Source organism: Paraburkholderia sp. SEWSISQ10-3 4 (assembly GCF_030464785.1).
Lineage (GTDB): Bacteria > Pseudomonadota > Gammaproteobacteria > Burkholderiales > Burkholderiaceae > Paraburkholderia > Paraburkholderia aspalathi.
On the sequence record NZ_JALPRI010000003.1, the window covers coordinates 321,669 to 346,369 of the forward strand.

The 24,701-nt window shown below is 59.5% G+C and carries 28 protein-coding genes; 11 read left to right on the top strand and 17 right to left on the bottom strand.

Going from position 1 to position 24,701, the window contains the following annotated elements:
- Position 1: 1 nt before the first annotated feature.
- Genes M0D68_RS09960 through M0D68_RS09970 form a run of 3 tightly spaced genes read left to right on the top strand, consistent with a single transcriptional unit; the run spans position 2 to position 3,205 of the window.
- Positions 2-1,048, top strand: a complete 1,047-nt coding sequence (locus M0D68_RS09960; protein WP_093646128.1) for an ABC transporter substrate-binding protein — start codon at positions 2-4, stop codon at positions 1,046-1,048.
- Positions 1,049-1,085: 37 nt separating this feature from the next.
- Entirely contained in the window at positions 1,086-2,339 is a 1,254-nt protein-coding gene (locus M0D68_RS09965; protein WP_200619192.1) for an ABC transporter permease, read from the top strand.
- Positions 2,340-2,377: 38 nt separating this feature from the next.
- On the top strand, positions 2,378-3,205 hold the full coding sequence (locus M0D68_RS09970) for an ABC transporter permease (RefSeq protein WP_093646123.1): 828 nt from the start codon (positions 2,378-2,380) through the stop codon (positions 3,203-3,205).
- Between the two features lie 136 nt (positions 3,206-3,341).
- Here M0D68_RS09970 and M0D68_RS09975 read toward each other — a convergent pair whose 3' ends face one another.
- On the bottom strand, positions 3,342-3,650 hold the full coding sequence (locus M0D68_RS09975; protein WP_200619155.1) for a hypothetical protein: 309 nt from the start codon (positions 3,648-3,650) through the stop codon (positions 3,342-3,344).
- 478 nt (positions 3,651-4,128) lie between these two features.
- Here M0D68_RS09975 and M0D68_RS09980 point away from each other — a divergent pair, with 478 nt between their 5' ends.
- On the top strand, positions 4,129-5,070 hold the full coding sequence (locus tag M0D68_RS09980) for a substrate-binding domain-containing protein (protein WP_200619156.1): 942 nt from the start codon (positions 4,129-4,131) through the stop codon (positions 5,068-5,070).
- Between the two features lie 164 nt (positions 5,071-5,234).
- On the opposite strand, the gene M0D68_RS09985 is transcribed toward M0D68_RS09980, so the two are convergent.
- The 3 genes from M0D68_RS09985 to M0D68_RS09995 all read right to left on the bottom strand — a co-directional run bounded on the left by M0D68_RS09985 (position 5,235) and on the right by M0D68_RS09995 (position 9,060).
- Positions 5,235-6,746: an aldehyde dehydrogenase gene (locus M0D68_RS09985; protein WP_200619157.1), complete on the bottom strand. Its 1,512-nt coding sequence runs from the start codon at positions 6,744-6,746 to the stop codon at positions 5,235-5,237.
- A gap of 20 nt (positions 6,747-6,766) precedes the next feature.
- Positions 6,767-8,182 carry an MFS transporter gene (locus tag M0D68_RS09990; protein WP_200619158.1) on the bottom strand — a complete coding sequence of 472 codons (1,416 nt, stop codon included), beginning with the start codon at positions 8,180-8,182 and terminating at the stop codon, positions 6,767-6,769.
- A gap of 146 nt (positions 8,183-8,328) precedes the next feature.
- Positions 8,329-9,060: an enoyl-CoA hydratase/isomerase family protein gene (locus M0D68_RS09995; protein ID WP_200619159.1), complete on the bottom strand. Its 732-nt coding sequence runs from the start codon at positions 9,058-9,060 to the stop codon at positions 8,329-8,331.
- 112 nt (positions 9,061-9,172) lie between these two features.
- Between M0D68_RS09995 and M0D68_RS10000 the strand changes: the two genes are divergently transcribed.
- On the top strand, positions 9,173-9,955 hold the full coding sequence (locus M0D68_RS10000; protein WP_200619160.1) for a GntR family transcriptional regulator: 783 nt from the start codon (positions 9,173-9,175) through the stop codon (positions 9,953-9,955).
- 15 nt (positions 9,956-9,970) lie between these two features.
- Positions 9,971-10,522, top strand: a complete 552-nt coding sequence (locus tag M0D68_RS10005; RefSeq protein WP_093646108.1) for a DinB family protein — start codon at positions 9,971-9,973, stop codon at positions 10,520-10,522.
- A gap of 89 nt (positions 10,523-10,611) precedes the next feature.
- Here the strand turns inward: M0D68_RS10005 and M0D68_RS10010 are convergent, their stop codons facing one another.
- Positions 10,612-11,778 carry a porin gene (locus tag M0D68_RS10010; RefSeq protein ID WP_200619161.1) on the bottom strand — a complete coding sequence of 389 codons (1,167 nt, stop codon included), beginning with the start codon at positions 11,776-11,778 and terminating at the stop codon, positions 10,612-10,614.
- Positions 11,779-12,217: 439 nt separating this feature from the next.
- Between M0D68_RS10010 and M0D68_RS10015 the strand changes: the two genes are divergently transcribed.
- Positions 12,218-13,000 (top strand): alpha/beta hydrolase, encoded by a 783-nt coding sequence (locus M0D68_RS10015; protein WP_211702583.1) that lies wholly within the window; start codon positions 12,218-12,220, stop codon positions 12,998-13,000.
- 145 nt (positions 13,001-13,145) lie between these two features.
- Entirely contained in the window at positions 13,146-13,811 is a 666-nt protein-coding gene (locus M0D68_RS10020) for a c-type cytochrome (protein ID WP_200619163.1), read from the top strand.
- A gap of 365 nt (positions 13,812-14,176) precedes the next feature.
- On the opposite strand, the gene M0D68_RS10025 is transcribed toward M0D68_RS10020, so the two are convergent.
- The 3 genes from M0D68_RS10025 to M0D68_RS10035 form a co-directional block, all read right to left on the bottom strand.
- Positions 14,177-14,785 carry a GNAT family N-acetyltransferase gene (locus M0D68_RS10025; RefSeq protein ID WP_200619164.1) on the bottom strand — a complete coding sequence of 203 codons (609 nt, stop codon included), beginning with the start codon at positions 14,783-14,785 and terminating at the stop codon, positions 14,177-14,179.
- 41 nt (positions 14,786-14,826) lie between these two features.
- Positions 14,827-15,285 (bottom strand): NUDIX domain-containing protein, encoded by a 459-nt coding sequence (locus M0D68_RS10030; RefSeq protein ID WP_200619165.1) that lies wholly within the window; start codon positions 15,283-15,285, stop codon positions 14,827-14,829.
- A gap of 110 nt (positions 15,286-15,395) precedes the next feature.
- Positions 15,396-16,268 (bottom strand): GyrI-like domain-containing protein, encoded by an 873-nt coding sequence (locus M0D68_RS10035; protein WP_200619166.1) that lies wholly within the window; start codon positions 16,266-16,268, stop codon positions 15,396-15,398.
- Positions 16,269-16,489: 221 nt separating this feature from the next.
- Here M0D68_RS10035 and M0D68_RS10040 point away from each other — a divergent pair, with 221 nt between their 5' ends.
- Positions 16,490-16,948 (top strand): cupin domain-containing protein, encoded by a 459-nt coding sequence (locus M0D68_RS10040; protein WP_200619167.1) that lies wholly within the window; start codon positions 16,490-16,492, stop codon positions 16,946-16,948.
- A gap of 57 nt (positions 16,949-17,005) precedes the next feature.
- On the opposite strand, the gene M0D68_RS10045 is transcribed toward M0D68_RS10040, so the two are convergent.
- A complete protein-coding gene (locus M0D68_RS10045; RefSeq protein WP_200619168.1) occupies positions 17,006-17,839 on the bottom strand; it encodes an oxidoreductase in 834 nt (277 codons plus the stop codon).
- Between the two features lie 94 nt (positions 17,840-17,933).
- On the opposite strand from M0D68_RS10045, the gene M0D68_RS10050 reads away from it, so the two are divergent.
- The gene (locus M0D68_RS10050) at positions 17,934-18,905 is read left to right on the top strand and encodes an AraC family transcriptional regulator (RefSeq protein WP_200619169.1); all 972 of its coding nucleotides are present in this window, start codon (positions 17,934-17,936) and stop codon (positions 18,903-18,905) included.
- 66 nt (positions 18,906-18,971) lie between these two features.
- On the opposite strand, the gene M0D68_RS10055 is transcribed toward M0D68_RS10050, so the two are convergent.
- The 7 genes from M0D68_RS10055 to M0D68_RS10085 all read right to left on the bottom strand — a co-directional run bounded on the left by M0D68_RS10055 (position 18,972) and on the right by M0D68_RS10085 (position 22,513).
- Positions 18,972-19,472 carry a DoxX family protein gene (locus M0D68_RS10055; protein ID WP_200619170.1) on the bottom strand — a complete coding sequence of 167 codons (501 nt, stop codon included), beginning with the start codon at positions 19,470-19,472 and terminating at the stop codon, positions 18,972-18,974.
- A 346-nt stretch (positions 19,473-19,818) separates the two neighbouring features.
- The gene (locus M0D68_RS10060) at positions 19,819-20,121 is read right to left on the bottom strand and encodes a VF_A0006 family four-cysteine protein (RefSeq protein WP_211706878.1); all 303 of its coding nucleotides are present in this window, start codon (positions 20,119-20,121) and stop codon (positions 19,819-19,821) included.
- 142 nt (positions 20,122-20,263) lie between these two features.
- Positions 20,264-20,563: a hypothetical protein gene (locus M0D68_RS10065; protein WP_200619171.1), complete on the bottom strand. Its 300-nt coding sequence runs from the start codon at positions 20,561-20,563 to the stop codon at positions 20,264-20,266.
- Positions 20,560-20,784, bottom strand: coding sequence for a tlde1 domain-containing protein (locus M0D68_RS10070; RefSeq protein ID WP_200619172.1), 225 nt, complete (start codon positions 20,782-20,784; stop codon positions 20,560-20,562). Before M0D68_RS10070 ends, M0D68_RS10065 begins: the two co-directional genes overlap by 4 nt.
- Positions 20,736-20,975, bottom strand: a complete 240-nt coding sequence (locus tag M0D68_RS10075; protein ID WP_200619196.1) for a hypothetical protein — start codon at positions 20,973-20,975, stop codon at positions 20,736-20,738. The genes M0D68_RS10070 and M0D68_RS10075 overlap by 49 nt, the downstream gene beginning before the upstream one ends.
- A gap of 17 nt (positions 20,976-20,992) precedes the next feature.
- Positions 20,993-21,499 carry a GNAT family N-acetyltransferase gene (locus M0D68_RS10080; protein ID WP_200619173.1) on the bottom strand — a complete coding sequence of 169 codons (507 nt, stop codon included), beginning with the start codon at positions 21,497-21,499 and terminating at the stop codon, positions 20,993-20,995.
- A gap of 210 nt (positions 21,500-21,709) precedes the next feature.
- Positions 21,710-22,513: a lipid II flippase Amj family protein gene (locus tag M0D68_RS10085; protein ID WP_200619174.1), complete on the bottom strand. Its 804-nt coding sequence runs from the start codon at positions 22,511-22,513 to the stop codon at positions 21,710-21,712.
- Positions 22,514-22,680: 167 nt separating this feature from the next.
- On the opposite strand from M0D68_RS10085, the gene M0D68_RS10090 reads away from it, so the two are divergent.
- Entirely contained in the window at positions 22,681-23,733 is a 1,053-nt protein-coding gene (locus M0D68_RS10090) for a dienelactone hydrolase (protein ID WP_266224221.1), read from the top strand.
- Between the two features lie 214 nt (positions 23,734-23,947).
- Here the strand turns inward: M0D68_RS10090 and M0D68_RS10095 are convergent, their stop codons facing one another.
- On the bottom strand, positions 23,948-24,472 hold the full coding sequence (locus M0D68_RS10095; protein ID WP_200619176.1) for a GNAT family N-acetyltransferase: 525 nt from the start codon (positions 24,470-24,472) through the stop codon (positions 23,948-23,950).
- Positions 24,473-24,701 lie beyond the last annotated feature (229 nt).

The following is a 24,701-nucleotide window of genomic DNA, read 5'->3' on the forward strand; positions in this document are numbered from 1 at the left end:
CATGCGCACTCTCATCAAAGCACAAAGCGCCGCACTCGCCGTACTTGCATTCGCTACAGTGACTGTCCAGGCGGCGGAGACGCTTTCCGTCGTGACCTTCGGCGGCGCGTACGAAGCGGCGGCCAAGAAAGCCTATTTCGAGCCGTTCACGCAAGCCACCGGCATTGGCTTCTCGACCGAATCGTATGACGGCGGCCTCGCGAAGCTCTCCGCGATGGAGCAGGCGAAGAACACCACGTGGGACCTGATCGACCTCGAAACGAACGATGCGATCACTGCCTGCGACGAAGGCCTGCTGCAGAAGTTCGACAAGAAGACGCTCGGCAAGACGAGCGACTTCATCCCCGGCACGATCAGCGATTGCGCGGTTGCAAGCATGGTCTGGTCCACGGTCTACGCGTATGACACGAGCAAGCTGAAGACGGCTCCGACCACCGTCAACGACTTTTTCGATCTGCAGAAATTCCCCGGTAAGCGCGGCCTGCGCAAGTCGCCGAAGGTAACGATGGAATGGGCGTTGATTGCGGACGGCGTCGATCCGAAGGACGTCTACAAGGTGCTCGCTACGCCCGCCGGCGTGGATCGCGCGTTCAAAAAGCTCGACACGATCAAACAAAACATCGTGTGGTGGGAGTCGGGTGCCCAGGCGCCGCAGTTGCTCGCAGACGGCGCGGTCGTGATGACGCAGGCCTACAACGGCCGCATTTCCGACGCCGCGAAGAAGGACAACAAGCCGTTCAAGACTGTCTGGGACGCGCAGGTTTATGACTTCGACTGGTGGGCCGTTCCGACGGGCGCGAAGCACGCCGACGCCGCCGCGAAATTCATCGTCTCCGCTTCGCAGCCGAAGGCGTATGCGGATCTGTCGAAGTACATCGCGTATGCGCCGCCGCGCAAGGATGCAATCGCGCTGGTCGACAAGCAACGCCTCGCCGATCTGCCGACCGCACCCGAGAACTTCAAGCGCGCCTTGCAGATCAACGCGAACTTCTGGGCCGACAACGCGGACCAGATCAATAAGCGTTTCCAGGTGTGGCTGACGCAGTAACACGATCGTCCAACGAGAGCCCAACGTGACTACCCACATGCCCGTTTCGGCCCGAGCCACGGCCCCGGGCTCTCCGACGAGAGCCGACGGCCGCGCGTCGTTTCAAAAGGCGCGCCGCCGTGCGTCGGTGCAAGCGCTTTTGCTCGCGCTGCCGCTGATCGTGTTTCTGCTTTCGACGTTCATCGCTCCGATTGCGCTCCTGCTCGCGCGCAGCGTGGAGAACCATGAAGTGCCCGACAGCATGCCCGCGCTCACACGCGCGCTCGATGCATGGGACGGGCAGGGCGTGCCGGACGAGCGGATGTTCGCTCTGCTCGCTGCGGGGCTCAAAGAGGCGCAGCAAAGCGGGCAGCTCGGGACTGTCGCGCGGCGGCTGAACTTCGATCAGGCCGAGTTTCGTAGCCTGTTGATGCGCACCGCGCGCCAGTTGCCCCCCGATGCGCCGCCCGCGTGGAAACCGGCGCTCGTCGAACTCGACGCACGCTGGAATTCGCCGGAAATCTGGCGCTTGCTGAAGCGCGCCGCCACGTCGCCGACGCCGGACTTTCTGCTTGCGGCCGTCGATGCGCAAGTGACGCCGCAAGGTTCGGTCGCGTTCGTGCCGGACAACGCTTCGATCTATCGGCAGGCGTTCGTGCGCACGATTTCGATCAGCGCCACGGTCACGCTACTGTGCCTTGTGCTCGGCTATCCGGTCGCATGGCTGCTCGCGAATTTGCCCGCAAAAAGCAGTAACCGCCTGATGCTCTTTGTGATCGTGCCGTTCTGGACCTCGGTGCTCGTGCGCACAACTGCGTGGTACGTTTTGCTGCAACCTGGTGGCGTAATCAACAGCCTGCTGATGGGCCTTGGTCTCACTACCCATCCACTGCCGCTCATCTTCAATCGCGCGGGTGTGCTCATCGGTATGACGCACGTACTTTTGCCCTACATGATTCTCGCGATTTACTCGGTGATGAAGAGCGTATCGCCCGTGTATGTGCGGGCCGCGCAATCGCTTGGGGCGCACCCGTTCGTTGCGTTCGTGCGGATCTACATGCCGCAGACGCTGCCGGGCGTGGGGGCGGGCTGCTTCCTCGTGTTCGTGCTCGCGCTGGGCTACTACATCACGCCCGCGCTGCTCGGCGGTGCAGGCGACGAGATGATCAGTCAGCTCATCGCAATCCAGACCAACACGCAACTCAACTGGGGCCTCGCCGGTGCGCTCTCAGCCTATCTCGTGATCTTCACGGCGATCTTCTATTTCCTGTTCAACCGCATTGTCGGCATCGACCGTTTGCGCTTCGGTTGAGACCCGGTTGACACACGCGGATACGACGAGGGAACGATATGCCAGATAAACGCAACACGGTGCTGACGGAACGCGTCGCCGCGCGCTGGGTGCGGCTGCATACAGCGCTTGTCCTATTCTTCCTGATTGCGCCGATTCTCGCGATCATCCCGCTCTCGTTCAATTCGGGCTCGTATTTCTCGTACCCATTGCAGGGCTTTTCGCTGCGCTGGTATGAGCAGGCGCTCACGAGCGCGGCCTGGCAACGATCGCTCCTGAACAGCATCGGCATCGGCGCGGCTTCGACTTTGATCGCCACGTGTCTCGGCACGCTCGCCGCGCTGGGCATTTCGCGCGCGCAGTTTCCGCTGCGCTCGCTGATCATGCCGATCATCATCTCGCCGATGATCGTGCCGATTGTCGTTGTCGCCGCGGGCTTCTATCTGATCTTCGCGCCGCTTGGTCTTGTGAACTCGTATCCCGGCGTGGTGCTGGCGCATGCGGCCCTCGGCACACCATTCGTCGTGATCACCGTGACGGCCTCACTGCTTTCGTTCGATCAGAGTCTGTTGCGCGCGGCTTCCGGGCTCGGCGCGACGCCCTGGGTCACGTTCAGGCGCGTGACCTTACCGCTCATTACGCCGGCGGTTGCGACGGGCAGCGTCTTCGCTTTCGCGACCTCGTTCGACGAAGTCATCGTGATTCTGTTCATCGGCGGCCCGGATCAAACAACCGTGCCGCGACAGATGTGGAGCGGTATTCGCGACTCGATCGACCCGTCGATCCTCGCGGTGGCGACGATGCTGATCGTGTTCGCCGTGCTGCTCTTCGCGAGCATTAACTGGCTGCGCGGCCGCGCGGCCGCCGCCAGCAACGCTCTTATCTGACGCATCGAGGCTACCCAGGGCCATTCCCGACCGCTGCCAGGATGAGGGCAGGGAGCGGGCGGGGAGAAAAACAAAAGACCGCTGCCCTTACGGGCAGCGGTCTTTCTTATGATGGGTGGCGAACGAGGGACTCGAACTATTGGCCGGCCGGCGACGTTACGCTCGGAGTTGCCAGCGTGTTGTGACTCCCGGGAAGGTTGGTGAGGGACGTCGAGCTATTGCTCGTGCTATTCGGCATGCCTGAGTTCGGCGACGCGGCGCTCATGCCGCTGTCCGAATTGGTGGCGCCAGGCGTGCCGTAGCCGCTCGTTGCATTGGCTGGCGGCACGGCGGCCGGCGACACTACACTCGGGGTTGCCAGCGTGTTGTTGGCCTGTGCATAAGCGCCACCCGACAGCGTGAGTGCGGCGACGGCCGCGATTAATGTGCTGGTTGTCTTCTTCATGACCGGTTCCTCCTTGTTTTGACTGGAATTTCGACGCAAACGACTCATTCATATTTTTCCGTAGCGTCGTTGCACGCCTGGCTCGTGGCGATCAAACAAACTCACGCGACATTTCACGGTAATAACATGACGCAAACCACAGATCGCCGCCTAGGGCCATAGCAGGTAAAACAAAGTTTAGGGAAGCGGTCGCTGATAATTAAGCGCATTGTTCGCAAGGATGTATTTCGGTTTTTGGGGTTACCCCTAATCCGCTAAGGGAATGACCGCGGGCCTTTCAGGTCGCCGAGGCAAGCTGGAGGCGGAAGAATTGATATCCGAAATGCATTGACACTTCCTTCGGGTGCAATTAATTTCCCAATTCCTGGGACAAGTCATCCGGGTTATTCCGCGATGACACGGGCTAAATCAGTTGCGGCCCTTTTGAGCCGCGTTGCGTACACAGCAGAACCCATATTCGGTACGACGGCAATACTCAATGCGCAGAACGCTTTCACTTCTTATAGTGGTTACTGTATTGGCGGGGATAGTGCAGGCGGCGTCTGCCACCCAGATCGGTGTGGTGCTCGCCGGCTCGGGCCTGGATTTCTGGGGGCCGATGAGCAGGGGTATGCATCGTGCCGCTGACGATCTTCATGTCGAACTGCTAATGCGCAGCCCTTCCGACGGAATGTCACTCGGCGCAGAACCCAATATCCAGTTGAGAATGATCGACTACCTGGTGAAGAGCGGCGTAGCGGGTATCGTGTTGGCGCCCGAACCGCTGCAAGACGTAGCGACGCCGATTCCGATCGCCGTTCCTACGGTATTCGTCGACCGGAGCAGCACGGACTACAACGCGATTTCCACAGTCAGCACTGACAATTTCGCAGCAGGTAGAACGGCGGCCCTGAGTCTGGTACCCGTTCTGCGCAAAGGCGCCAGAATTGCAGTGCTGAGACTCGCGCCGAATATCAGTTCGACAACCGCGCGAGAAGAGGGGTTTTTGGCTGTCGCGCGTGAAATGGGGTGGCATGTGGTCATCGCCCCTTACGTCGGGTATCAGTTTCGTGAGACGGAAGCACAGGTGCGCAAGTCACTGTCCGGTGACGTAGGGCACCTCGACGCGGTCTTCGCTCCGAACGAGACGATAGCCTATGGGGCCTTGCACGTCGTCGAAGAGATGCCCGTGAGTACTCGTCCTCGTCTGGTTGTGTTCGATTGGCGCCCGGAATTTCTGCATGCGCTTGAGCACGGCGTGATACACGCGGACGTTGTGCAAGATTCTTACCGTATGGGTTATCGGTCGGTCGAGACGCTGGTCGCTGCCTTGCAGGGCCAGCCGCCTCGTCCCAAGATATTTGTCGACGTGGTGACGGTGACACGCGAAAACTTGAATGACCCGGCGATACGCGCCGTGTTAGCCAACTACAGGCGATAGCGGCGCGCGACAGGGCTTCCTAGGCCGGTATTTCACTGTATTGATGACATACAGTGCGGCGACAGCGTGATTCGGCATTGCGCGATGCATGCTACGTGACCCGCGAGGAACCGCTTCGCATAATCCGGTCGCCCACACTAGCCTCTTGCGTCATTTCGGAAGAATCAATTAAGACGTTTCAGCTCACCATCGTCCGCATACCAGTCGACGGTTTTGCCGCTTACATTGATCGTCACCGCGCGTGGCTCGCTGAACTGATCGAACGATTCGACGCCCGTCTCGCGCCCCACGCCGCTGTTCTTGAAACCGCCCCACGGCGAGGCCGGGTCGAGCCGGTGATGATCGTTGACCCAGACCATGCCGAATTCGAGTTTGCTCGCAACGCGATGCGCGCGCGCGACGTCCTGCGTCCACACGGAAGCGGCGAGGCCGAACTGCGTGTCGTTGGCGATGCGGATCGCGTCCGCCTCGTCGTCGAAGGGCATCACGACGGTGACGGGTCCGAACACTTCATCCTGACCGATCTCCGAGCGCGGATCGACGTCATACAGCACGGTCGGTTCGATGAAAAAGCCCTGCTTCAGGTTGGACGGTACGCCGCCGCCCGTCAGCACCTTCGCGCCCGCCGCCTGCGCGCGCTCCAGCATCGCGAGAATGCGCTGACGCGAACGGTCCGAAATCACTGGCCCGAGTTGGGTCTTTACATAGGCCGGATCGCCCACGCGAATGCCCGCGGCCTTCGCGCGGAAACGTTCGAGAAACTCCGTATAGATCGACTTCTGCACCAGAATCCGCGCGCCGCACACACAGGTCTGCCCCGCACCGATGAAGGCGGCGAACGCTGCGCCGTTGACCGCGCGCTCCATGTCGAAATCGTCGAACAGCATCACCGCGCCCTTGCCGCCGAGTTCGAGCGTCGTCAACGCGAAGGTGCGTGCCGCCGCTTCGCCAATCGAGCGGCCGACTTCCGTGCCACCCGTGAACACGACCTTGCGGATCAGCGGATGCTGCGCGAGCGCCGCGCCTGCCTCGCGTCCTTCGCCGTTCACGACGTTGACGGCACCCTTCGGCACGCCTGCTTCATCCAGCAGACGCACAAGGCGCACCGTGGTCAGCGGTGTCTGCTCGGATGCCTTGATGACGACGCTGTTACCCGTAGCGAGCGCGGGCGCAAGACTCTTCGACAGAATCATCAGCGGATGATTGAACGACGTCATCAACGCGACGACGCCGAGCGCCACGCGCTGCGTGTAGCACAGGTAGGGCCCTTCGATCGGAATCACGTCGCTGCGGCGCGTCAGCGCAAGCGCCGCGAAATAGCGGTAGAACTGCGGCAGACGTGAGATCTGCGCGCGCGTCTCCGAGATCGGTCGGCCGTTGTTCAGCGTTTCGAGTTTGTAAAACTGTTCGAGGTCCGCTTCGAACAGATCGGCGAAGCGGTTTAGCACACGCGCGCGTTGCTGGATCGGCATGTCGCGCCACGCACCGCTTTCGAACGCACGATGGCCCGCGCGCACCGCGCGGTCCACGTCCTGTTGCGACGCGGCCGCGAGCTCGCCGATCACTTCACCCGTCGCTGGATTAACGATGTCGAGCGTGCGGCCGGTGTCGGCGTCTATCCATGCGCCGTCGATGAAAAGCTGTGCATCGAGATGTGTCTGGTTCACTGTGTCCATAGAGATCAATTCCAGGTGGTTCACTTGAGAGACGATGCATGCGCATCGGCGCCCGGCGCGTCGGTGCGCATCGCATCGCTTGCTTGCAGGTTGGTGGGCTGTAGGTCTTCGAGACGCTGGCCGGTCGGCTCGACGCCGAGCCACGCGACCACGATGATCTGAATGACGAGCAGGCCGATCATCAACGCCAGCACACCGACAATGCCGTGCTGCGCATACAGTGCGACGACGATAAACGGCGTGACGATAGTTGCGCCGCGACCCAGCGTGTTGCAGATGCCCGATGCGCGCAGCCGGACTTCGGTCGGAAAGAGTTCGGGTACGTAAATCGCGAACAGCAGCGCGACCAGCACATAGATCGGAATGGTCAGTAACAGGCCGACAAGGGGCAGCAGCAGCGGATCCGAAACGAACGGATAGATCGCGCCGAACACGATTGCAGCGAACGACGCGCCGATGATGGTCGGCTTGCGGCCCCACGAGTCCGCCGTCAATGCGCCGATTGCGGAGCCGATTGGCGCGCCGAGCGACATGACGAGTGCGAAGCCGAACGACTTCGCGATGCTGAAGCCCTGATGCACGAAAAAGGTCGGCAGCCAGGTGACGAAGCCGTACAGCAGCGTATTGATGACGACGAGAGTGACGCAGCCCACGATCATCCGTTGCAGCATCGTGCCGCTGAAAAGCGATCCAAACGATAGCAAGGTTGCAGCTTGCCCGGGCGTCTTTGCCACAACAAGCGGGGGCAGCGGCTCGCCGCCGCGCGCTTCGATGACTTCGCCTTCGATGCGATTCAGGATCGCGTCGGCTTCCTCATGACGGCCGACGGAGTCGAGCCAGCGCGGCGACTCGGGCAGCGACTTGCGCGCATACCAGACACCTAGCGCGCCGAAGCCGCCCAGAACAAACATCGCGCGCCAGCCGAACGTGGGGATCAGCAGCAAACCGATCAGCCCGGCGACCGGCAATCCGGACACGACGAACACGGCCATCAGTCCTTGCAGCTTGCCGCGTTTTTGTGGCGGCACGAATTCGGTCAATGTCGAATAGCCGACGACATTTTCCGCGCCGAGTCCGAGGCCCATCACGAAGCGGCACGCGATCAGCACGCTCATGTTCGGCGCGAGGGCCGCACCGAGCGACGCGAGTCCGAACACCGCAAGATTTGCCTGATACGTGAAACGGCGGCCGAAGCGGTCGCCGAGAAAACCGGTGCCAAGCGAACCGAGCATCATGCCTAGAAACGTTAGCGACACGAACAGCGCACTCTGGCCGAGTGTCGAGAAACCGGTTTTGAGCGTTGCACCGAGCACGGTCGACGCGACGTAGATGTCGAAGCCGTCGAAGAACATGCCGATGCCAATCAACCACATGATGCGCCGATGAAATCCCGACATCGGCAAACGGTCGAGCCGCGGCCCTGCGTTGACGTTCATGTCTGTCTCCTGTCGACCGAGTTAGCGCTTTGGCACTTACTCTGGTCCCATGCAAGATGCTTGCTGCCGGCGTGCTGAAGAAACGCGGGCTTTCCCAGGACAAGTCCGCGCGCGCCATGTACGGACTTCGCTGGGTGAGCTCGCGCTCAGCGGCCGTGCATCAGTCGCAGGCTCGTGACGGTCAGCATGTCGGTCGCGCTGCGGAAGTTCTGTTCGATCGGGCTTTCTTCCGCCGCCTGAAAGAACGCCTTGCACTGGCGCACGCCCGCGTCGTCGAGCGCGAGGATGCGATCGGTGAGGGCGTCGGCGTCGCTGCGCAGCGCAGCAGGCTCGCAGACCTGCGTGATCAGCCCCGCCTGCAACGCGGCGGCAGGCGTCAACGTGTCGCCGAACAACACCATCGGAAACAGCGTCTTTGGCAAAGCGTAGCGGCCCACATAGGCCATGATCGCGGCGGGCGGCAAGCCCTTGCGCATCTCGGGAAACGCGAGCGTCGCGCGTGACGACACGAGCGTGAAGTCGCACAGAATCGCGAGTCCGAAGCCGAAGCCGTGCGCATCGCCATCCACTTCCGCTATCGAAATCATCGACGTGCCGCGCACGAGGCGCTTCAGTTCGATCAGCCGCGCGACCTCCGAACGGATCGACACGGCATCGCGCCCGGCGCGCTCGCGTCCGGTACAAAACACGTTGCCGCTCCCGCGGATGCGCAGCACGCGCGCGCTCGGCTCAGCGGCTTCGCTGCGTAACGCCGCCGTCATTGCCTCGAACATCAGGCCGGAAACCTCGTTGCCTGCGTCCGGGCGATTCAGCGTAAAACTCAGCACGTCGCCCGTTCGCTCGATCAAAACCGGCTGCGGGAATGGACTGCGATCCATAACTTCTCCTGTGTCGACCGGCGCTGACGCTTCAGCGCTTACGCCTGTGTCGTGCAAGTCATTGCGGGTGTATAATCTGTATACAGCGTATTCACATGATCACGAGGTGTCAATGCCTTCCAGTAAAACTGCAATGAAAACCGCCGAAGCCGCCGCACCGAAGCAGGCGAAAGGGGCACACGCAGGCGCACATTCGCTTGACAAGATCGCGAGCAAATATCACTCGCGCATGCGCACTGTCGATGCAACTAGTGACTCATTGAGCGAAGGCGTCGTGGTGCCCGCATTGCGCGAGGCGATCATCGAGGGCGTGCTTGCGCCGGGCAGCCGCCTTTCGGAAGTGCAGGTCGCGAAGCAGTTGAACGTAAGCCGCACGCCGATGCGCGAGGCGTTCGCGCAACTCGAACGCGAGGGACTGGTGACGGTGCTGCCGCGTGTCGGCGCGTACGTGCGTGCCGTGACGCTGCGTGACGTCGAGGAGATTTACACGGTGCGCGCGGCGCTCGAATGTCTTGCCGTACAACTCGCGTTGGAGCGCATCACGACGCTCGGCACCGCGCAACTCGACGACGTGATCGAGGCGATGCGAGTGAGCGTCGATGCCGGTGATCCGGTGGGTTACGTCGAAGCGCTAGACCGCTTCTACACAATCGTGATGACGATCGCCGACAACCGCACGCTGCAGGACAGTCACGCAGGATTGATCGGACCTGTGCGCCGCTTGCGGCGCATTGCGATGGCGCGTGGCGGCCGTATGCAGGCGTCGTTCAGTCAATCGGTCAAAATTCGCGATGCCATTGTTAACCGCTCGTCGAACGTGCAGGAGTTGATGCGCGAACAGCTGGCCGGCGCGTGTCGTGCCGCGCTGGACGTGCTGAACGACGCGAGTGAATAGTCAAGGAAACGAGTCATGCTTAATACGCAAACCACCCGCATTCTTTCCCGTTATAAAACCTGGGCCGACAATGTGCTATTCGATTGCATCGAAGCACTGCCGCCGGATGAAGCCGTCAAAACGCGGCAGACCTTGTTCAAGTCGATGATCGGCACGCTGAATCACATTTACGTGGTCGATCTGATCTGGAAGGCGCACCTCGAACGCAAGGAGCACGGCTTCACGGCACGCAACGTGGTCGTGCATGCCGATCTGCGCGACCTGCGTCGCGCGCAACAGGACATGAACGCGTGGTTCGAACGCTGGGCGGATGAACAGACCGACGCGTCGCTGGCTGAAGTGCTGTCGTTCGCGTTCATATCCGGTGAGCGTTCGGCAATGTCGCGCGGCGCGATGTTCATGCATCTCGTGAATCACGCTTCGTATCATCGCGGGTGGGTTTGCGAAATGTTCTTCGACGTTCCCGCCAAACCGCCCGCTACCGATCTGCCTGTTTTTCTTACGGCCCATCCGGAGTCCAGTTTCTCGCCCCCTTCCCCCGCGTCACACGATCAGGTGAACGCGTAGTACGAGGTGGCCTGGCAAATCGACCGTACGCACGCTTGTAAAAGCGTGCGTACGCAGGGGGAGGGTGTGCTTGGGTTGACACAGTAAGACTAGAATTGATGCCGGATTCCGACACGAGCGACCGCTTGATGACGATTCGAAGAAGGCGACAAATCGGCGATGTTCGCGACCGCCGCATGCCCGGTCGAGTCGTCTCCGCTCACCGTCTGCCATGCGCCTGAAATATAGACATCGGTGCGCTTGGACAGCTTGTGATTCACACCGGCGGAGAGCTGATTGTATTTGGCGCCCCCAATGGTTTCAGTCACTGCGTTCCCCTTCAGGAAGTTGTATGCGGCTCCCACCGACCAATCCAGGGCAATCAGATACTGCAGGCTGACTTCCGCGTCGTTGAAATCCGCACTGCTTTCGCTCAGCGCGGCAATGTTCGAATAGCGAATATTCGAATAGGTCGCGCCCACGACGACGTGTCCGAACGTATATGAACCGCCTGCCGCTACGACCTGGTACGTTCTTGCCGACGCATAGCCGCTGTAGATCGGGCTCGCGGTCAGCCCGTTCGACGTCGCGGTATCGGTTGGGTTGCTCCCGAACAAGGACGCCGCCGGATTGTTGACGTGTGAATATGCCACGGACATGCCGAGCGGGCCTCTCATAAAATGGGCTCCGAAAGAGTAGGCCTGGTTGGTTGCAAGCGAGCCTGGCACGCCGCCGAAGCTATAGAGACTTTCGAATCTTAAACCGCCGTAGTCGGGGCTTTGGTACTTGATCGAATTGTTCTGGCGACGTGTGAAATTGAAATTGTCGAGGTCACCGGGATGTGCGGCGTGATCCGAGCCAAGATTTGAATCACCGAACTCGTATATTCCGACGTAGTCGATGACGGGATCATATTGCCGCCCGAGCGTCACGGTGCCATACCGGTCGCTCGACAAACCGACAAAGGCCTGTCGGCCAAATTCATCGCCTCCTTGCGCGAGATTTCCGGTGTTGAGTTCAAAGCCGCTCTCGAGCGTGAAGATTGCTTTGAGGCCGCCGCCGAGATCTTCGGATCCTTTGAGTCCCCAACGGGACCCATTCAGACCGTTGTTGGCATCGAGCCGGAACAGCCTGCCGCCGCCTTTGCTGCCGGCAACAGGCGCGTTGCTGATTGCTTCGAAGCCCTCATCAATGATGCCGTACAACGTAATGCTGCTTTGCGCATGCGCGGCAGGGACAGATACAACAAAAGCACACGTCACCAGGACTTTTTTCATTAACGAACTCGCAGGATGCCGGCGTCGCCCGCAGCGCGTGGAGAGCGCAAGCAGGTCCGACAATGCCGAAGCGGAAGAAAGAAAAATCAAAGGCAATGGACGAAACGAGCGCCGGCCCAATTTATTCCGCAGACTTTTCAGAAAGTGAGTCAGTGACAGTTCGATCAGTACGTCAGCTTCCCGGCTCGATCCGCATCAGCCGTTCGTGCTTGTCCAGATGCAATGGCTCCTTGCAGACGTCGACTCATAAAAAACTTTGCAGCGAACGGAATGTTTGTGCAGGGACTGTGTTTGCACCTTCGTACACCAGAATCCAGCGCCCGCTTGCAGTCGTACGCATCGACGGGATGATTGACTGGGTATGGCTCGTCTTTCGACTCGCCATTGCGGCTGAGCGAAATTCGCGAATCTCATCCTTCACATACCTCGGAGAAGTCTCATGAAGTTGAATTCGTTTGTCCTGGCCGGTTTCGCCTGCGCCGCGCTGCTGAGTGCAACGACGTCATTCGCGCAGGACAGCACCGCTGCTTCGTCCGCACCGATCAAGAACGTCGTGCTGGTTCACGGGCTGTTTGCAGATGGTTCGAGCTGGGGGAAGGTGATTCCGCTGCTTCAGGCAAAGGGCCTGCACGTGACGGCGGTGCAGAATCCGACGACTTCGCTCGACGCGGACGTGGACGCGGTCAAGCGCGCACTTGCGCAACAGGATGGCCCGACGCTGCTAGTCGCGCACTCGTACGGCGGGATGGTGATCAGCCAGGCTGGCGATGATCCGAAGGTGGCCGGTCTCGTGTACATTGCCGCGCGTGCGCCGGATGCCGGCGAGGACTATCCGGCACTGACGAAGAAATTTCCGGCCGCGCCCGCATCGGCGGGGCTTCAGTGGTCGGCCGACGGCTACGGCCAGCTATCCGAGCAGGCATTTTTGAAAGACTTTGCCGGCGATCTGCCGAGGGCTGAAGCAGAGAAGTATTATGCGGTTCAGCAGCCGATTGGCAAGGCGATCACGATGGCGAAGACGACCGTCGCTGCATGGCACGACAAGCCGACCTGGTATGCGGTGTCGACTGAAGATCGGACCATCAACACCGATCTGGAGCGCTTCATGGCGAACCGCATGCACGCGCATACGATCGAGCTTAAGTCGAGCCACGTGTCGCTGCTGTCGCATCCGACTGAAGTGGCAAATCTGATCCTCGAAGCGACCGGCGAGCAGAAGTAAGGCGACGCTTGCAGACAGGCCGGTCATCGCCCTAGATAACAGATCCGTAATCCGCTTGACGCTCGCCGGTCAGAATCATCCCGGCAGAATCGTCCCATCGCGTCGTTCACGGGACGCTTGTTCAAAGCATAGCGGGAAAATCACGATGATCGGTCCACGTTCTGTCAACATGTTGCGCGCCGGCTTGCGTCCGCTTTCGGTTGCGGCGCTCGTCGGTTTCGCAAGTACCTGTCATGCACAATCCGCAGCGAATGTGCATGACACTGCCAATGGGACGGAGGCTCCGTCCATCGCAACCTGTGTCGCGTGCCACGGCGCATTGGGCGCCGGCACTGTAGCCGGTGGGCCGCGGCTTGCTGGCAAAGATCCGGATTATCTCGCGCACGCATTGTCAATGTTCAAGGCGGGTACGCGCGCAAGCGCTGTCATGCAGACGGTTGCACTCACTCTTTCCGATAGCGAAATACGCGAGCTCGCAAATTTTTTCTCGAAGCAGGACCCGCCGCTTGCCGAAGGTGCGCCACCGCAACAAAGCCTGGTGCTGGCCGGCAAGCAGCTCGCCGAGATGGGTGCGGGATCCGGCATTCCCGCCTGTTTCAGCTGCCACGCGGCCGGCGGCAAAGGCAACGGCGCGCGCTTTCCGAGCATTGCAGGCGAACCGGCGGCGTTTGTCGTTGCCCGGCTACACGAATTTCAGGCGCGCGCGAAGGGGAAAACGCCGGCGCCGGGAACGATGACAGCCGTCGCGGCCACGCTGAACGACGCACAGATCGAAGCGGCTGCGGCTTACCTTTCGGTGACCGAGCCTTGACGACCGGCAATGCGTGATCTACGCGTCAACACGGTGTTGATTGGCGTTGCAACTCCATGCCTAACAGCGTTTGCGACGGGTTTCCCGTACCGCAACCCATTCCCGTTGTGTCGAGTACATATGCAATTTACCGTGTGGCGTAATGTCGCCGTGGTATCCGGTCTGCTAATGATGCTTGCCGGCTGCACCGTGAGCAGCGACGGCTCAAATTTGAGTGCCGCGCAGAACCCGCAGCTACCTGAATCCTATCCTTGCCAAAGCTTGCACGTTAAGCCGATGACCTGTCCACCCGGATAGGAAGGCACCGACCGCGTTGGCTATCTCGTCGGTAGTGACGCGTTCGGGTGGGGGCAAGGGAGCCCGTTTCAGCCTGTGGTCGATCCTGACTGCAACGGCTTCCATTCCCGCTTGAGGAGCCCGTACACGCAGGAATCCGATACCTCGCCATCCACAATGCAGTCTTCTCGCAGGGTGCCTTCGCGGACAAACTGGAGCTTCTCCAGCACGTGGCTCGATGCCGTGTTGCGTGTGTCAGTCTCGGCCTGAACACGATTCAGATCCAGTGTGTCGAAGGCCCACTGCAACAAAGCGCTTGCGGCTTCGGTAGCGAAGCCTTGGCCCCATGCCGTTTCATCGAAGCAGTAGCCCATCTTCGCGCTGCGGTTGTTTGGATCCCATTTCATCAAACAGCACCAGCCGATGAATACACCGTCGACGGCACGCTCGATGGCCAGCCGCGCGCCGGTGCCTTCCTGCTCTATCTGCTTGCAAACAGCGATGAAGCGCTCTGCTTGCGCGCGCTCTTTCCAGGGCGGCGCGTCCCAGTAGCGCAGCACGCGCGGATTGCTCTGCAGTGCGTAGATGGAGCCCGTATCGGCTTCCGTGAAAGGGCGCAATAGCAGGCGAGGGGTATGCAGTGTCGGGCTTGGCAAAGACATGAGCGTATGTGTGTGTTGGTCAAGCACGGTGTGCACAGCGTTTTCGAGCCAAGATGTCCCGAAAGGAGAGGTGCCAACTAACTGCAGAAATCTTTGCGGAGATACGCCGTGACTGCCCCTGTCAGCGCGATGTTGTGCAATTCCTCTGGCGATGCCAGATGCGTGGCGATAATCTCACGATTATCAAGCCGCAGCTCGGGTATGAAATCGAGGTGCAGTTCAAAGAAATGCACCCGGTCTCTTCGCCCGTCCCAAGTGCCATAGACGCTGCCTGCGGGGAATAGTGTGTACGACGGCAGACCAATCTCCTCTTCCATCTCGCGCTGCGCCGCGGCATCAGGCGTCTCACCGGGATGGACACTGCCGCCGGGAAAATTCCACTCGGCCCGGTACGATGACTTCACGAGCAACAGCGCCTGCCCGACGTAGATTGCGACTAGTGCGCCTTCATGGCGAGGTCGCCGAAGGTGCCACCAGGCGCGAGCGAGCGGGTATGCGATGCGAAGTGCGATGCGCCAGAGAGAGTCGATAAGCATAGCCGGTCGCACCCGTTACCTGAGGTAGTAGAAGTCGATGGATGTCGCATTGTCGCCAACTTCTGATCAGCGGTCCAGCGACCGTAAGGTCGCTGTCGCAGATCACCCGGTCACACGAGGGGAATGTAGATGTCGGTTTGCCACTGATCCTGCGGCGTTTCCGGAAAAATACTCAGATAGTGAAAGAACAAGGGATGGTCCCGAAGTTCCTCTCCGCTCGCAGGAAGCCAGTCGCGGTAGATCGGATAGATAGTCTCGCCGACGTGGTCGGTCGATCCGGTATGCCGAACCACGGCACATCGACCGCCCGGAATGACGAGTTCGCGGATACCGTAGACGTTCGACGCGACCGGCTCGTCGATTTCTCCGCAGATATCGAAACGAAATGCATCGGCCGGTGTCGTGTCCGGGTTATTGCGCGGGATACCAAAATTTCTGCTCGACGCAACCGGAGATTGCCCACTTTGCTTGCGCCAGTCGATGAACTTGCGCACGCTCTCGTTGACAAGCCCAGGCGGTCCGCAGTGTTCAAGCGCGGCGACACGGGTTTCAGAAAAATCGACAATTTGTACTTGCATGGTGAGTTTCCTTGAAAGATAGGGGACGACAAAAGTCGCACTCCAGATCTGCCAGTTCGGATGCTGCCGAAACGAACTCGGCGCCGTGCCGAATGCGCGCTTGAATGCACGACTGAAGGCTTCGGGACTGTCGAAGCCCGCGTCGAACGCGGCGTCGAGCACCGAGCAGAACTCACGCGAAGCCAGGCGGTGGGCAGCCCGACGCAAGCGCATCAGTTGCACGTAGCGTGCGACCGGCACCCCCACATAGGCGGCAAACTGCCGATGAAAATGGAACTTCGAGAAGTTCGCAATGCGACTTAGCGCTTCTACTGACAGGTCGCCATCGAGGTTCGTTTCGATGTACGCGAGTACGGCATTGAAGCGCTTCGTGTAAGCATGAGTGGCGTCAACATGAGCTTGCATGGTCTGGATATCTGGATTGTGCGACTGGCGTTATGGTCGCTCATGGTCGAAACATCGCGCCTAGCCGTTCTTGCTCAATCTCCGGACTACGGAAACTCGCGGAGATAGGTGCCTGGCACGGGTGATAGACTTTTCTACGCACCTTGGTGCGTAGCTAACCGAACAACGCCGCGCGAACAATGCCGCGAACAACGACATCACAATCTATTCGGAGCCATCGCATGATCAACGAACGACATACGGTCACCCGTGCCAGCCCCTTGTCCGCAGACGGGTTGTGGATCCCCGAAGGTCCGGGTAAGTGGTCGCGGCCGCTGCGCTTCCTGAAAGATGGCCGCGGCTGGGTGGAACTGATGCGTCTGGAACCTGGTATCAAGCTCGGCCTGCACCGTCATACCGGTGAAGTGCACGCTTTCAACCTTGAAGGACAGCGTCGCCTCTGTACTGGCGAAATTGTCGAACCCGGCGACTACGTGCATGAGTCTACCGGCAACGTCGACTGGTGGGAGGCGGTCGGTGACAAACCACTGGTCGTGATGGTGGTGGTGATGGGCACTGTCGAGTATCTTGGCCACAATGGCGAGGTCAAACTCCGCATCACAACCGCCGATCGCCTTGCCGATTATCAACGCTACTGCACCGAGGCGGGCATCGAGCCGCAGGATCTGCTCGAGCGCTGAGCACGGCGCCCCAGCGTGCAGATGCAGGCGCTCATGTCCTCCTGGCGCCTGCGGTCTTCAGCCATCAGTTGAGACCGTGACAGACTCCCAGTCACGGATCTCTTTTCCCAACGCGGACAACTTGTCCCTCACGAGCCCGAGTGCATCGCTACCGAGCAAAAGATGCGTGGGAGGGTGGTCCGCGGCGATTGCTGCCAGCATCGCGCGTGCCGCCTTTTGGGGATCCCCCAATTGCTTGCCGCTCTTCTCTTCGCGCGCTTTGCGGATGGGCTCAAAGATCGAGTCGTAGTCCGCGATCGAACGGGGCGTTCGCGTCATCGAGCGACCCGCCCAGTCGGTGCGGAACGAGCCTGGCGCGACGGCTGTTACGGCGATGCCGAAAGACTTGACCTCTTTGCCAAGCGCCTCAGAAATGCCCTCCAAAGCGAATTTGCTTCCGCAGTAGTAGGTGATTCCGGGCATGGTGATATGGCCGCCCATCGACGTGATATTCAGAATGTGGCCACGTCTGCGTTCACGCATGAAGGGCAGCACGGCTTTCATCATGGCGACGGCGCCAAACACATTCACATCGAACTGTCTGCGCATCTCCGATAAGGGCGATTCTTCCATGACGCCTTCGTGCCCGTAGCCGGCGTTGTTGACCAGAACGTCCACGGGTCCGACGGTCGCCTCAATTTCCGCCACGATGCCGTCGATGGCATCGAAGTCGGTCACGTCAAGTACACGTCCAAAAGCAGCTGTCGCGGACAGAGATTCGAAATCACGCTTTGCTTCCGCGCTTCTCACCGTACCGACGACTTTGTGTCCCGCCGCTAACGCCTCTCCTGCGAGTGCACGGCCGAAGCCACTTCTGACGCCGGTGACGAGCAGAATTTTGCTGGATGCCATTGAAGCTTCTCCCAAATGGTGTCTGGAGAATGCATACTAGTCTGAGGGACGAAGCTGGCTAAGCCATATTCCGCTATTTTTCTTGCCTAAAACTATGAATGCGAAGCGGACCTCCACGTACATTCCGGATCTTTCCTCGGGAACCCAGAAACGCATGATTGCGTTGCTCCGCGCGTTGGCGCCGGAGGAGGGCTACAACCTCACGGCACTGCCGAGCGTGCGGATCTTGCGTTCAAACCGGCCTCTGTCACGCACGCCGGTTCTCTACGACCCCGGCATCGTGATCGTTTGCCAGGGCCGCAAGCGAGGTTATTTTGGCGACCAACTCTATCTGTACGACGAGCATCACTACCTGGCCGTGTCCGTGCCCGTTCCGTTCAGCATGGAAACCGAGGCAAGCCCGGAGCGCCCGTTGCTCGCGCTGTATCTGCACCTCGATTTCCCATTGGCCGCTGAACTCGCCGTACAGATCGATCGTGAAGGCGCAACGGAATACGTGCAGGCGCCTCAGAGCATGATGTCGACGCCGATGGATGACGCGATGCAGGCGTCCGTGTTGCGCTTCCTGGAGGCGATGCATCGGCCGCTCGAAGCTGCTGTATTGGGACCTGGCCTGCTGCGCGAGATCTATTTCCGTGTGCTCACCGGAAAGCAGGGAAGCTCGATGCGCGAGGCTTTGGCGATGAAAGGGCAGTTCGGCCGGATAGGCAGATCACTGCGCCTCATCCATGCCGGCTACGCGCAGCCGCTGGACGTGATGCAGTTGGCAGAGGAAGCGGGAATGAGCCTTCCGAGTTTCCACAGCCACTTCAAGACAATCATGCACGTTTCGCCGATGCAGTACGTGAAGTCAACACGTTTGCATCAGGCCCGCCTGTTGATGGTCCGTGAGGATTTGACTGCGGAGGGCGCGAGCCACGCAGTGGGTTACACGAGCGCGTCCCAGTTCAGCAGAGAGTTCAAGCGGCTTTTTGGCTTGACGCCAGCGGCGGAGGCGAAGCGTATGCGTGAGAGCTTTGCTGTTCCGGCTGCGTTCGATGATGCGATGTACGTTTCGTCGCACTAGCGCGCGCATAACGACGAAGATCAGGTACCTAGTCCGCAATGCCGCCCTCAAATTCCATCGCCCTTCCTATTGCCGCCTGCCGCGACTAAGCCAGCCATCGACGGAGAACGGTCCCGATCCCCCCATCATTAGCGCGGCAAGGCACGCAAGATAAAGCAGATCGGTCTCGTAGCCCGGCGGACCGAACTGCGGGCCGGCTGACGTGACAGCCATCAGCTTGATCGACAAGAACCCGTATGGAAGATGCACAGTCAGCGTCGCAACCATCAGTACCGCGATCATTGGCAGACTGACGAGCGGCACGAATGCGCCGGCAATGACCGCGAGACCCCCGACCAGTTCGATTGCGATGGTCGCCCACGCCATGAAGTGTGGTGCCGGCACACCGAGCGCGCGCAAAATTCCAGCAAATGCATCCGGATGCTTGACGATTTTTGAGTAGCCGTGCGCCATGAACCCGTAACCGACGATCAGCCGCAATGGCAAGGGTGCCCATCGCGCGAGGCTCCAGCGGTCCGTCAGCCAGGCGGGATCGGTGAAACGAAGCAGGTAGCGGACAGTGTTCATGCGCAAGGTCTCCTGATGAACGTTAGCGAAGAACAACGGGCGATGCAGGTGGGGTATGCATCGCCCGCTCTCTTTGTAGTTCGTCGGGGATGGATGCGAGGTTACAGTGAGGCTGAATATTTTTTTCTTGGCACGCGCCTGCGTTCGCTGTTGCCGGCCGCCTGCTGGTAACAGCCGGCTCAGAGAGGGCATGCCGATCCTCTTTGTTGAACTGAGGGTCAGCTTTGCGCGGCGAGTGGACGTTTGCGAACCGGCGACGAGGAGCCGCTCAGGACCGAACTCAGCCGGACGATGAGCGGCTCAGTTCGCCCCACATGGGACATGTGGAGGCCCCGTTAGCGGACATTCACATCTGATTCTGACGTCGACACGCGTGCAGAATTTCGTTAACCGCAAATGCGTCTCTCACGCTCTGCACATTCTGCAAGACACACACGTGATACGACCTTTCGCGAGGTAAAAGCAGCGCGCCGTTTCTGTAAAGCGCATCGCACGAGTCTCTGATCGCGCCCGCCGCCATGCGACTCTGGCTGTTTCTCAGCGAGAGCAGAATGCATTGATCGTAATCTGGATTATCGTTACCGAACGCCAACGCTGAAAGCGGCGAGGCAAGCGTGATCGAGAGAAGCAGATAGGCGACGTTGCGCATGGTTCTGGACGAGACGCAAGGATAAGGGCAGGTACCAATTGTCGACGATCTCCACATCGATGTCGAATGCTTCTTCCTGGCCGAACAGCGCCTTAGGGCCTTCGATTGCGCCGAAGCGTGCCTCCGTAGCGGGCCTTTTTGTCTATGCCGTTCGCTGTTTCCGGTAATGCCGCAGCGCCCGGTAGCCGGCAAAGATAAGTCCGCCAACCAGCAGCGTGGACACTACCCAGTACAGAAGTAGCGCGAGCATTTCCATGTCGTCGGGGTTCGCCATATCGCTGTTGCCGGTCACGGACAGCACGAAGCGGACGAACGTATTTACCGGGTGCGGCATCTCGATTGGCAACCGGCTGTAAAGGGCCGCCACGTACCAGCCCCCTATCACCGACACGACGACGAAGGCGACGACTAGCAGCGCTTTTACCGCAAACTCTTTTTTCATTTCACTTCAACCGTTCCATACGCCTTCATGGTCGTACCCGGGACCGGTGTCGTGAGCCCCTGTGACCGGATGTACTTCTGAAGTCCATCAAAGGCGTCAGGGTTGACGATCGTAATGCACCCTTCGCTCAGCCGGAGCGGTCCCATGGGATGCAGTCGAAAGTTTCCGCGTTTCACACCGTTGACGTTCGTCGTGTCGCCAGTCGCAGGGTTCCAGAGCATGAACCATGCGTGCCTGTCGGTTGAGCCATATCCGCCAACAAGCCGCCAATGATGCTACCGTCCGCGTTGCGTGCAAATACGCGCAACAACCTGAAATCTCTAACTGTGAAGGTGGCGTTGTAGGTACTGAGTTGCGTTGCCACGAATGAGTCATCCCGATCATTTCGCAGGTCAGTGACTTCGATTTTCATGATCTTGTCCTGCAACGTTAATGAGCCGGTTTTTCGTATAGTGACCAGACATAGCCACCGGGACCGGGTTCCTGCCACAGTCCTGCGCGGATAAAACCAAGCGACTCATACCAGGCGCATAGCTTCGCGTTGTGAGCGGCGCAGTCGAGCCGGACATAGCGACGGTTCAAGCCGCGCACTTTGCTAGCGCAGCAGTCAAGCATGAAGCCGCCGAGTCCTCGTCCGTTAAAGCCTGTTCGCACGCTCAGCCCGTGCACGTAAGCCGCGATTGGCTCCTGCGGCCCCCAGCGCCGCTCATCGTCCAGATCGAGCGAAAACATGCCCGCAGGAGTGCCGTCCAGCTCAACAACATACACTTCCTTTTGAGCGACAGTGTTTCGCATCCATCGCTCGGAAACGCCGTCTCCTTCCTTGCCCCACGCGTAGTCGCGGTGCGCTAGCTTCCATGTGTGTGCTTCGTTACGGATCCGTGTGAGCACCAGGACATCCTCTGCCGTTGCCCGGCGGATGCTTTTCGAGTCCATCACTCATATCTCCGTTGGACATTATTTGTGAACGAAAGACGTAAGACTGACGCAAATGAGCCTCGGATTGTCACCGATCTAGATACAGATGTCGAATGACTGCAACTGGCCGAGTCTGTGTCTGACGGATGCCGCCGCTAACCTACCAGGCGCGGCCTTACTATCCCCGTGTGCGGTCGATCACAGTATTCCAGATTGACACACTCCGCTCTAAATCAACTCCGCGACGCGTACGATAATGAGCGCGGCCGGTACGAGTATTATTTGTGCACACAAGGTTCCGACAACTCGTGCCCCAGCGAGGGTGGTGATAGCTCGTCGAAAGTTGTTTTCGGAGACTCGGCCTTCGATCACGTCGTCCGTCATGACGGAGACCTGCGGGTCGATGACCACCGCCAATACAACGGTCGCAAAGCCATTAATGACCGACGATAGATTGGCGCACGTCACGCGCAAATCTGGCTTGAGATATCCCGCGTAGAGCGACGCGAAAACACCGACAGTCCAGATGGCCATCGCAAAGATGTTGAGCGCTATCACCGTCCCGGATACGCCGGCACCGCTCGTTAGCTGGGAGATGTTTTGGCGCGACGGAACCCGCGCGCCGTCCCGCATATAGTTGATGCCGCCACGGCTGAAAATATGGAGCAGAAGGCGCGGCAATGAACGATTAGCTTGAAAGTGCTCGACAGCACGACTGAAATAACGCTGAAACGTTGGGATCAGCAACGCGCCGACTATGCTTGCGGCTGTAGCTGTAATCAGGAAGAGTCGAAAATCACCGAGCAGGCCACCCTCAAGATGCCGAGCAATATCGAGCTCTACGCGCTTGGCTATGAATGGTCCTTGAAAGGAGTTCGCCGTTCGGGACACAAGGGCAATAATTCCGAACAGTGAGAACGACACAGCGATACGTCGAGTGCGAACACCGGCGATCCGCACAGCATAAGCCAGCGTTGCGATGACGTGGATTACGAATGTAAGTCCGCAGATGATCAAAAGCTGGGTGTCCATGCGATCGCGGCGAGGTTGGGCGAGAGTTGCAGTCTATCGGAGCGCCGTCGTCGGTCCGATTTTCACCAAACCGACGGTCGATACCGAACGTCTGAAGCTGACTAGGGCACGACGGACGGTGGCCATCCGATCGTTCTTGCTGGACAGTGGAGTGAAGTCAACGACAGATGCACAGGTTCAATCCAAGCCCCGCCGACCAGATTCAACCGAATTATCAATCTGCTCCGAAGACTAAGGAAACCGCCGCCATGCGTATGCTCTCCCTCGTGATCGCCCTGCTGACACTCTGTGTCGCATCAACGGCGTGGGCACAAACGGCTCAATTCCATGCTGGTGTCACCCGCATTTCGGTATCTGGTGAAGATCGGTTGGACACCTTCATCTGGTATCCGACAGAGACTCAGGAGATACCTTGGCAAGCTGGACCGTTTCCTATATCAGCCAGCCGCAATGCGCCGGTTGCCGCCGGTCAGTTTCCTGTTCTGCTCCTGTCGCACGGCGGAGGCGCGGGAGGCGGTTCTCCGCTCGTTTTACGGAACCTTTCCACCTACCTTGCTCGCCAAGGCTTTATCGTAGTCGCACCGATCCACGGAAACACGGCCTTTCTTCACAGGCCTTACCAGATTACTGCTGCTTTTGAAGCCATGATGGCCGATCCTCGTTTCGCGATTCATGCAGACGCAGATAAGCTTGGCATGCTTGGCTTTTCGCTTGGCGGCGCAGTCGCGTTGCGGATCGCCGGTGGTGTACCTGATTTCGAGCATCTCGCAACTTATTGCGCGGCGCATCCGGACGATGCAAAGTCATGCGGCGCCGGCCCGGGCGGCAAAAGTGGGACGGCCCCCTCGAAGCAAACTCAATTCCTCGGCCAGTCGCCCCAAGCTCCGCGTCTTCCTTTGAAAGCGCTTGCTTTACTTGATCCTTTCGCGGTGTTGTTCACGCCTGCCGGGCTAACTTCTGTGAAGATTCCCACGCTCGTGTTCCGGCCGAAGCAGAGCGACCTCGGCGAGGAGAACTTGAACGCGCTGATAGCAGGCCTTCCGTACCCACCCAAGGTCGTCTATGTATCGGGCGGACATTTCGTCATGACGGATGTTTGCCCGCCAGCATTAAAGGCAGCCGCGCCCGAGGTGTGCGATGACGCACAGGGTGTTGATCGTGCGGCGATACAGACTGAAATCGAAGGGCAAATCGTCGCTTTTTTCCATAGCAAGCTTTAGCAGCCTATGCTGCTTCCAGCATGCCATATTCAGTCACAACGGCCGTCCAGGTCGAACGTCTATACCCACCCGAACTGATGATCGAGATCGCGGCGATCTCTGAAATTCCTCGCTCCCGGTTTCGCCAACCCGAGCGGGGCGATCAGGTGCTACGTGAGTGGCCTCTAACTCCTAATGTTCCGCTGTGACTCGACGAATATTCAACGTGCCGGCGTCACACTTTTCGCAGGATTGCCGGTGCTTCCGGCGCGCCGGACTCGGGGCTGCATGCCGCTCTGGCAGTGGCGCGTTGAACCGCTGGCTTGGTGGTCAGTTCACGTATTGCAATGAAGAACTCAAAGCCTTTGTCGTTCTCACGCGTCACCTGAAATCCAAGCTTGCGATGGAAAGCGATAGACAACCGGTTGGTTTTGTAGACATGACTTTTTAGCTCGCCGATCCCTTGTTCACTCGCCAGCTTCGCCATCTTTGCGAGCAGCTCAGTCATAACGGCATACGTTCGATACAACGGATGCGTACCAAACGCGCCAACGAACCAGCAAGCACCTGAATGCGGTCGAAGCATTGCATAGGCAACGAGTTTGCCTTCCCGCCGCACTGAGCACACCTCGCTGACCTCCAGGGACTTTCGCAACTGGACTCGGTGCTCATCAACATCGAAGGTATCACCAGCCTGCTCGGTGTGTTCGCGTAAGGTCAGCGCGTCAAGCGCGAGGAGTTCGTCGATAGACGGCAACATAGCAGGGATCTGGGCTATATGAAGACAATTCTCAAGAGTACTTCGAATCAAAATTCTCGCCAATTCACTTTGCTTTTATGGTTGATCGTTCTTGGTCGGACGCTGACAGATTCGGTTCGACCCATATCGGCCATACGGTGGCTGAGATTGTTCGCCCGCTAGTTGCCTTCGCAGCATTACCGCGGCAGCGCTGCTATGAAGGCACGCGTGTTGGAAAGGTCACTGGATG

What these genes read in the sequence shown, in the direction of transcription:
- M0D68_RS09960 (WP_093646128.1), top strand. Translation starts at nt 2, where the DNA reads ATGCGCACTCTCATCAAAGCACAAAGCGCCGCACTCGCCGTACTTGCA.
- M0D68_RS09965 (WP_200619192.1), top strand. Translation starts at nt 1,086, where the DNA reads ATGCCCGTTTCGGCCCGAGCCACGGCCCCGGGCTCTCCGACGAGAGCC.
- M0D68_RS09970 (WP_093646123.1), top strand. Translation starts at nt 2,378, where the DNA reads ATGCCAGATAAACGCAACACGGTGCTGACGGAACGCGTCGCCGCGCGC.
- M0D68_RS09975 (WP_200619155.1), bottom strand. Translation starts at nt 3,650, where the DNA reads ATGAAGAAGACAACCAGCACATTAATCGCGGCCGTCGCCGCACTCACG.
- M0D68_RS09980 (WP_200619156.1), top strand. Translation starts at nt 4,129, where the DNA reads ATGCGCAGAACGCTTTCACTTCTTATAGTGGTTACTGTATTGGCGGGG.
- M0D68_RS09985 (WP_200619157.1), bottom strand. Translation starts at nt 6,746, where the DNA reads ATGGACACAGTGAACCAGACACATCTCGATGCACAGCTTTTCATCGAC.
- M0D68_RS09990 (WP_200619158.1), bottom strand. Translation starts at nt 8,182, where the DNA reads ATGAACGTCAACGCAGGGCCGCGGCTCGACCGTTTGCCGATGTCGGGA.
- M0D68_RS09995 (WP_200619159.1), bottom strand. Translation starts at nt 9,060, where the DNA reads ATGGATCGCAGTCCATTCCCGCAGCCGGTTTTGATCGAGCGAACGGGC.
- M0D68_RS10000 (WP_200619160.1), top strand. Translation starts at nt 9,173, where the DNA reads ATGCCTTCCAGTAAAACTGCAATGAAAACCGCCGAAGCCGCCGCACCG.
- M0D68_RS10005 (WP_093646108.1), top strand. Translation starts at nt 9,971, where the DNA reads ATGCTTAATACGCAAACCACCCGCATTCTTTCCCGTTATAAAACCTGG.
- M0D68_RS10010 (WP_200619161.1), bottom strand. Translation starts at nt 11,778, where the DNA reads ATGAAAAAAGTCCTGGTGACGTGTGCTTTTGTTGTATCTGTCCCTGCC.
- M0D68_RS10015 (WP_211702583.1), top strand. Translation starts at nt 12,218, where the DNA reads ATGAAGTTGAATTCGTTTGTCCTGGCCGGTTTCGCCTGCGCCGCGCTG.
- M0D68_RS10020 (WP_200619163.1), top strand. Translation starts at nt 13,146, where the DNA reads ATGATCGGTCCACGTTCTGTCAACATGTTGCGCGCCGGCTTGCGTCCG.
- M0D68_RS10030 (WP_200619165.1), bottom strand. Translation starts at nt 15,285, where the DNA reads ATGCTTATCGACTCTCTCTGGCGCATCGCACTTCGCATCGCATACCCG.
- M0D68_RS10035 (WP_200619166.1), bottom strand. Translation starts at nt 16,268, where the DNA reads ATGCAAGCTCATGTTGACGCCACTCATGCTTACACGAAGCGCTTCAAT.
- M0D68_RS10040 (WP_200619167.1), top strand. Translation starts at nt 16,490, where the DNA reads ATGATCAACGAACGACATACGGTCACCCGTGCCAGCCCCTTGTCCGCA.
- M0D68_RS10045 (WP_200619168.1), bottom strand. Translation starts at nt 17,839, where the DNA reads ATGGCATCCAGCAAAATTCTGCTCGTCACCGGCGTCAGAAGTGGCTTC.
- M0D68_RS10050 (WP_200619169.1), top strand. Translation starts at nt 17,934, where the DNA reads ATGAATGCGAAGCGGACCTCCACGTACATTCCGGATCTTTCCTCGGGA.
- M0D68_RS10055 (WP_200619170.1), bottom strand. Translation starts at nt 19,472, where the DNA reads ATGAACACTGTCCGCTACCTGCTTCGTTTCACCGATCCCGCCTGGCTG.
- M0D68_RS10060 (WP_211706878.1), bottom strand. Translation starts at nt 20,121, where the DNA reads ATGCGCAACGTCGCCTATCTGCTTCTCTCGATCACGCTTGCCTCGCCG.
- M0D68_RS10065 (WP_200619171.1), bottom strand. Translation starts at nt 20,563, where the DNA reads ATGAAAAAAGAGTTTGCGGTAAAAGCGCTGCTAGTCGTCGCCTTCGTC.
- M0D68_RS10070 (WP_200619172.1), bottom strand. Translation starts at nt 20,784, where the DNA reads ATGCTCTGGAACCCTGCGACTGGCGACACGACGAACGTCAACGGTGTG.
- M0D68_RS10075 (WP_200619196.1), bottom strand. Translation starts at nt 20,975, where the DNA reads ATGAAAATCGAAGTCACTGACCTGCGAAATGATCGGGATGACTCATTC.
- M0D68_RS10080 (WP_200619173.1), bottom strand. Translation starts at nt 21,499, where the DNA reads ATGGACTCGAAAAGCATCCGCCGGGCAACGGCAGAGGATGTCCTGGTG.
- M0D68_RS10085 (WP_200619174.1), bottom strand. Translation starts at nt 22,513, where the DNA reads ATGGACACCCAGCTTTTGATCATCTGCGGACTTACATTCGTAATCCAC.
- M0D68_RS10090 (WP_266224221.1), top strand. Translation starts at nt 22,681, where the DNA reads ATGCACAGGTTCAATCCAAGCCCCGCCGACCAGATTCAACCGAATTAT.
- M0D68_RS10095 (WP_200619176.1), bottom strand. Translation starts at nt 24,472, where the DNA reads ATGTTGCCGTCTATCGACGAACTCCTCGCGCTTGACGCGCTGACCTTA.